At 55.6% G+C, this 6465-nt stretch carries 6 protein-coding genes; 3 read left to right on the forward strand and 3 right to left on the reverse strand.

Features of this window, described 5'->3' with window-relative positions; all coding sequences use genetic code 11:
• The 3 genes from FQK12_RS05510 to fyuA form a co-directional block, all read left to right on the forward strand.
• On the forward strand, positions 1 to 789 hold a 789-nt coding region (locus FQK12_RS05510), incomplete at its 5' end, for a thioesterase II family protein (RefSeq protein WP_014229385.1).
• Between the two features lie 3 nt (positions 790 to 792).
• A complete protein-coding gene (ybtE, locus tag FQK12_RS05515; protein WP_014229386.1) occupies positions 793 to 2370 on the forward strand; it encodes a yersiniabactin biosynthesis salycil-AMP ligase YbtE in 1578 nt (525 codons plus the stop codon).
• Between the two features lie 129 nt (positions 2371 to 2499).
• Positions 2500 to 4521: a siderophore yersiniabactin receptor FyuA gene (gene fyuA / locus FQK12_RS05520; RefSeq protein ID WP_014229387.1), complete on the forward strand. Its 2022-nt coding sequence runs from the start codon at positions 2500 to 2502 to the stop codon at positions 4519 to 4521.
• Positions 4522 to 4689: 168 nt separating this feature from the next.
• Here the strand turns inward: fyuA and lysM are convergent, their stop codons facing one another.
• The 3 genes from lysM to FQK12_RS05535 form a co-directional block, all read right to left on the reverse strand.
• Complete coding sequence (lysM, locus tag FQK12_RS05525; RefSeq protein ID WP_009652149.1) at positions 4690 to 5139, reverse strand: peptidoglycan-binding protein LysM; 450 nt, start codon at positions 5137 to 5139, stop codon at positions 4690 to 4692.
• Between the two features lie 244 nt (positions 5140 to 5383).
• Positions 5384 to 5944: a nucleotidyltransferase family protein gene (locus tag FQK12_RS05530; RefSeq protein ID WP_038423164.1), complete on the reverse strand. Its 561-nt coding sequence runs from the start codon at positions 5942 to 5944 to the stop codon at positions 5384 to 5386.
• Positions 5945 to 6141: 197 nt separating this feature from the next.
• The coding region (locus FQK12_RS05535) for a hypothetical protein (RefSeq protein WP_261392769.1) at positions 6142 to 6465 on the reverse strand (324 nt) is incomplete at its 5' end.

Genomic DNA, 6465 nt, shown 5'->3' on the forward strand with positions numbered 1-6465 from the left:
ATGTGTATACCGTTATGGCCCGCCCGCAACGCCAGTACGGCGCATCTGGTGATGTGCCCCTTCGCGGGCGGCAGCAGTAGCGCGTTTCGCCGCTGGCGAGACCACCCCATGGCGGAGATCGCGCTTTCCCTGGTGACCTGGCCGGGGCGCGATCGCCTGCGCCATCTGGCGCCGCTCAGCAGCATTACGCAACTGGCGTCGCTGCTGGCGGACGAACTGGAAGAGAGCGTATCGCCTGACGCCCCGCTTTTACTTGCCGGTCACAGCATGGGCGCGCAGGTGGCGTTTGAAACCTGCCGGCTTCTGGAACAACGGGGGCTTCGCCCACAAGGGCTGATTATTTCCGGCTGCCATGCCCCTCATCTGCATTCCCGGCGCAGGCTCAGCGACCGCGATGATGCCGACTTTATCGCTGAACTGATCGATATCGGCGGATGTTCGCCTGAACTAAAGGAAAACAAGGAGCTACTGTCGCTATTTCTTCCTCTTCTGCGCGCTGATTTTTACGCTACTGAGCACTATCACTACGACTCTCTCGACGATTTTCCGCCGCTGCGCACGCCTGCTCTGCTCGTGTGCGGCAGCCGCGATCGGGAAGCCTCCTGGCCGGAGATGGAGGCCTGGCGTCCGTGGCTGAACCATATCGCAGGCGAGGTGGTGATTGACGGCGACCATTTTTATCTGCTGCAACAATCCAGGGCCTTTTTTACGCAGATTATTCACCATTTTCCCCACGTATTTTCTGCGACGACCGCTTTGCAAAATCGGTCCTGCACTTCAGAAAGGTGACGCATGCACTCTTCCTTTGATTCTCTGATAAAACAGTATCCCTTCCCCATTGCTGAACAGCTGCGCCACTGGGCGGCTCGCTATCCCTCGCGAACTGCTGTCGTTGATGCCAAAGGCTCGCTGACCTACAGCGCGCTCGATCTTCGGGTCGATGAGCTTGCTGCAGGGTTATACTCGCTGGGTTTGCGTCCGGGAGAACATGTGCTTATCCAGCTCCCCAACGGCAACGCATTTGTGATCCTGCTGTTCGCGCTGTTAAGACTGGGCGTTATCCCTGTTCTGGCGATGCCCTCGCAGCGGGCGCTGGATATTGACGCGCTGATCGCGCTGGCGCAACCGGCCGCTTATGTGATTCACGGAGAAAGCCACGCGGACCTGGCCCGCCAGATGGCGCGCAAACACGCCTGCCTGCGGCAAGTTCTGGTCGCAGGTGAGACCGAAGGCGACGATTTTACGCCGCTCTTCTCGCTGCGCGGCGAACGGCAGGCGTGGCCGCAGCCCGATGCTGCCGGCACCGCGCTGCTGCTGCTCTCAGGCGGCACCACCGGGACGCCAAAGCTTATCCCGCGACGGCACGCTGACTATAGCTATAACTTCAGCGCCTCCGCCGAACTGTGCGGCCTTAAGCCACAGAGTGTGTATCTCGCCGTCCTCCCCGTGGCGCATAACTTTCCGCTGGCCTGCCCCGGTATTCTGGGAACCCTTGCCTGCGGCGGAAAGGTGGTATTGACCGACAGCGCCAGCTGCGATGAGGTGATGCCTTTAATCGCTGAACAAGGCGTGACCCACGTCGCCCTGGTACCGGCGCTGGCGCAGCTCTGGGTGCAGGCCAGAGAGTGGGAAGACAGCGATCTCTCTTCGCTACGCGTCATTCAGGTGGGCGGCGCCCGGCTTGACCCAACGCTTGCTGAGCAGGTTATCTCGACGTTTGATTGTCCCCTGCAACAGGTATTCGGTATGGCGGAAGGCCTGCTCTGCTTTACCCGGTTGGACGATCCTCTGGCCACCGTTCTCCACAGCCAGGGGCGCCCTATGTCTCCCCTGGATGAAATTCACGTCGTTGACGAAGAGGAGAACGACGTTGCGCCCGGCGAAACGGGACAGTTATTAACGCGCGGTCCTTATACTATTACGGGCTATTATCGCGCTCCCGAGCACAATGCGCGGGCCTTTACCGCGCAAGGATTTTACCGTACGGGCGACAATGTCAGGCTCGATGAGGCGGGAAATCTGTACGTTGAGGGGCGTATAAAAGAGCAGATCAACCGCGCCGGAGAGAAAATAGCCGCTGCGGAAGTGGAATCGGTGCTGATGCGTCTGGAAGACGTAAAGGATTGCGCCGTGGTCGCCGCGCCGGACACGCTGCTTGGCGAGCGGATATGCGCGTTTATCATCGCGCAACGCACTCCCTCTGACTATCAACAGCTGCGTCAAAAGCTGGTCCGAATGGGAATCAGCGCGTGGAAGATTCCCGATCAAATTGAGTTTCTGACCCACTGGCCGCTCACCGCCGTCGGCAAGGTAGATAAAAAGCGCCTGACGGCGCTCGCCATTGAGCGTTATCGCCATTCAGCCCAATAAGCGCCCCGCTACCCGAAACAGGTGGAAATAAACCCGTTTCGGGTAGCAGTGCAATTAGAAATAGTTATCATTTTCAATTCACCATTATCGGTATTTTGGCGTCTCGCCGTTTTTCAGGGATTCATAACAATGAAAATGACACGGTTTTATCCTCTGGTTCTGGGGGGATTTTTACTCCCGGCCGCTGCTCATAGCCAAACCTCACAGCAAGACGAAAGCACGTTGGTGGTCACCGCCAGCAAACAGTCTTCCCGCTCGGCATCAGCCAATAATGTCTCTTCTACCGTTATCAGCGCGACGGAGTTAAGCGACGCGGGCGTTACCGCCAGTGACAAACTCCCCAGAGTGTTGCCTGGGCTGAATATTGAAAATAGCGGCAACATGCTTTTTTCAACGATCTCGCTACGCGGCATCTCTTCGGCCCAGGACTTTTATAACCCCGCCGTTACCCTGTATGTCGATGGCGTCCCGCAGCTTTCGACCAACACCATCCAGGCGCTGACCGATGTGCAAAGCGTGGAGCTGCTGCGAGGACCGCAGGGCACCTTATATGGCAAAAGCGCCCAGGGCGGGATCATTAACATCGTCACCCAGCAGCCGGACAGCACGCCGCGCGGCTATATTGAAGGCGGCGTCAGCAGTCGTGACAGTTATCGAAGCAAACTCAACCTGAGCGGCCCGATTCAGGATGGCCTGTTATACGGCAGCGTGACCCTTTTACGCCAGGTTGATGACGGCGAGATGATTAACCCCTCGACCGGTAGCGATGATTTAGGCGGTACCCGCGCCAGTATCGGGAATGTGAAACTGCGTCTGGCGCCGGACGACCAGCCCTGGGAAATGGGGTTTTCCGCCTCGCGCGAATGCACTCGCGCTACACAGGATGCCTACGTGGCATGGAATGATCTCAAGAGCCGTACGCTGTCTCTCGGCGAGGGTTCACCGGACCCGTACCTACGGCGCTGTACTGACAGCCAGACGCTAAGCGGTAAATACGCTACCGATGACTGGGTTTTCAATCTGATCGGCGCCTGGCAGCAGCAGAATTATTCCCGGACCTTCCCTTCCGGCTCGTTGATCGTCAATATGCCCCAGCGCTGGAACCAGGATGTGCAGGAGCTACGCGCCGCCACCCTCGGCGATACGCGTACCGTGGATATGGTATTTGGGTTGTACCGGCAGAACACCCGCGAAAAGCTAAATTCCGCCTACGATATGCCGACGATGCCCTATTTAAGCAGCACCGGCTATACCACCGCTGAAACCCTTGCCGCCTACAGCGATCTGACCTGGCATTTAACCGAACGTTTTGACATCGGCGGCGGCGTGCGTTTCTCGCATGATAAAGCCAGCACGCAGTATCACGGCAGCATGCTGGGAAACCCATTTGGCGACCAGGGTAAAAGCAATGACGACCGGGTGCTCGGACAGCTCTCCGCAGGCTATCTGCTGACCGACGACTGGCGGGTATATACCCGCGTCGCCCAGGGATATAAACCTTCCGGATACAATATCGTGCCTACCGCAGGTCTTGATGCCAAACCGTTCAACGCGGAAAAATCCATCAATTATGAAATTGGCACCCGTTACGAAACCGCCGATGTCACGCTGCAAGCCGCCACCTTTTATACCCACACCAAAGATATGCAGCTCTACTCTGGCCCGGTCGGAATGCAGACCTTAAGCAATGCGGGGAGAGCCGACGCCACCGGCGTTGAGCTGGAAGCGAAATGGCGGTTTGCCCCCGGCTGGTCATGGGATATCAATGGCAACATGATCCGTTCCGAATTCACCAACGACAGCGAGCTGTACCACGGCAACCGGGTGCCGTTCGTACCGCGTTACGGCGCGGGAAGCAGCGTGAATGGCGTGATTGATACGCGCTATGGCGCACTGATGCCCCGGCTGGCGGTTAATCTGGTGGGGCCGCACTATTTCGATGGCGACAACCAGCTGCGGCAAGGCGCCTACGCCACCCTGGACAGCAGCATTGGCTGGCAGGCGACGGAACGGATGAATATTTCCGTCTATGTCGATAACCTGTTCGACCGTCGTTACCGTACCTATGGATATATGAACGGCAGCAGCGCCGTCGCGCAGGTTAATATGGGCCGCACCGTCGGTATCAATACGCGAATTGATTTCTTCTGATCCAACGATCCAGGGATGCAATAATCGCATCCCTGTCATCACCGAATTTAACTCGTTGACGTCCGGAAAACGCCTGGGACAACCCCAGCCAGCAACAAAACCTATATTGTCACTGGCCGGCCTTGAAGATAATTCCATCGGCCTGCTGCTGCCGAAGGAATTCAGCGCTTACTTCGCCGGAATAATCAGCACCTGGCCCGGATAGATTTTATCGGGATGCGTCAGCATCGGTTTGTTGGCTTCAAAAATACGTTGATACTCATTGGCGGAGCCATACATCGCTTTAGAGATGGCGCTCAGGGTGTCGCCGGATTTCACCGTATAATAACGACTTTCCGCCCCGCTTTGCGCCACCTTCACGCTGTCATTAACCTGACCAACGCCGGTGACGTTACCTACCGCCACCAGAATTTTTTCCTTATCTTCTTGCGAACCGACATCGCCGGTAACCGTCGCGGTGCCGTCGTCCGCAACATCAATATTGACCTTTTCGGCACCAGGCAGATTAAGACCATCAATATGTTTTTTCAGCTTGTCGGCCTTATCTTCCTTGCTGCCGCCGGAGACGGCGTCCCATATTTTCTCGCCCGCTTCTTTGACAAAATTTAATAATCCCATCGTTCCATACCTCCATTACTGTTTCACGATCAAATATTCATCAGACCGGTTAAGCCCATTTCCAGGATGTCGGTTCTGCTACCCCAGAGCGGCAACCGCCTGAAGCAGCACAACCTGCCATCAAAGTATAATCAATAAGCGTCAACGTGCAGGATATTTGCCCGGATACGGCAGGAAAATCGGTACTCTGCCCAGTGGGCATGGCATAAAATCAGGCGTTAACCCGCAGTGATGGCGAAACGGCTCAGGTCGGGACAATCAGCTGCAGGCCTGGATAGCGCTGCAGCCAGCGTTTTTCCGCGACGCGCTGGCGGAAAATAGCCAGCTTATGCTGCGCAAATACCGGCGTGGGCCGCAGACGGAGTGCAAACAGATCGTCCAGCCCGTAGGGCGCAATAACCTCAATAAGCCCTGAACGTCCCATTCTGACCGCGATAGCCGTCGCCGTTTCAGGCCAGTACAGCAACGCATTCTCCGTGGAGTGATAAGGTTTATTACCGTTACGTTGATGCATTCTGGCCTGATTCTTCACCGACCAGTTAAAGGCGGATGATTGCTGGCTCAGCCTCTCTTCCAGCACCCTATCGTCGGCGGCGCTGCCGCTTTTCGCGTCGAACCAGACAACATCCACATCACCCGAGACTGGCCTTTGCCCGTAGCCGTGCAGATGATCCCAGACCGCATCCCTGACAAAGCCGGCGCCAATCCAGCCATCGCTGAGTTCCAGCGCCTGAACGGCGTACAGCGCGTTCATTCTTACCGGGTCGTTTAACAATAATCTCTGCAATGCGTCCTGATAGTTCATGATTTCCCTGAAACGGCGATCGGTCCGCTAAGTGTATCAGCGTTCAGGAGGCGCCGCTTCAGGCGCCCCCTGTTATTGGGGTCAGTTTGGATATCGAAAATTATTTTACGTTTTAACCACTTAGATGTGAGAAAACCGCTCTCTGAGCGGATTTTCGTATCCCGATGAGCGATGCTAATAGCTCCTCTCAAACGATCTTAAGAAGATCCTTCTGAATCTTTGATCGTGATAGTGTAGGTTTTGTCGAAATCGCCTGATTTTGAAAGCATTCCGCCACCTAAGCCGCCATGTACTCGTACTTTAACTATACCTGCTTTTGTTGGTATCCCTCTAATCTGGATGCAATTATTGAATTCATCATCATCACAATACTGTAGGTGGAGACCTAAATTATCTGGATGAATATCTCCTGCAATGACCTGCTTACCATAAATATCATAAGAAAGAACTATTCCGCCAAATATATTTATTTGGTTATAGTAGGGAGTACCAACAATTGCATCATTAAGAATCTCCCCTTC

Source organism: Klebsiella sp. ME-303, from assembly GCF_007910085.1.
Classification (GTDB): domain Bacteria; phylum Pseudomonadota; class Gammaproteobacteria; order Enterobacterales; family Enterobacteriaceae; genus Klebsiella; species Klebsiella michiganensis.

Bases quoted from the DNA above. Each gene is read 5' to 3' on its own strand.
- lysM (WP_009652149.1), bottom strand. From the start codon at position 5,139: ATGGGATTATTAAATTTTGTCAAAGAAGCGGGCGAGAAAATATGGGAC.
- FQK12_RS05530 (WP_038423164.1), bottom strand. From the start codon at position 5,944: ATGAACTATCAGGACGCATTGCAGAGATTATTGTTAAACGACCCGGTA.
- fyuA (WP_014229387.1), top strand. From the start codon at position 2,500: ATGAAAATGACACGGTTTTATCCTCTGGTTCTGGGGGGATTTTTACTC.
- ybtE (WP_014229386.1), top strand. From the start codon at position 793: ATGCACTCTTCCTTTGATTCTCTGATAAAACAGTATCCCTTCCCCATT.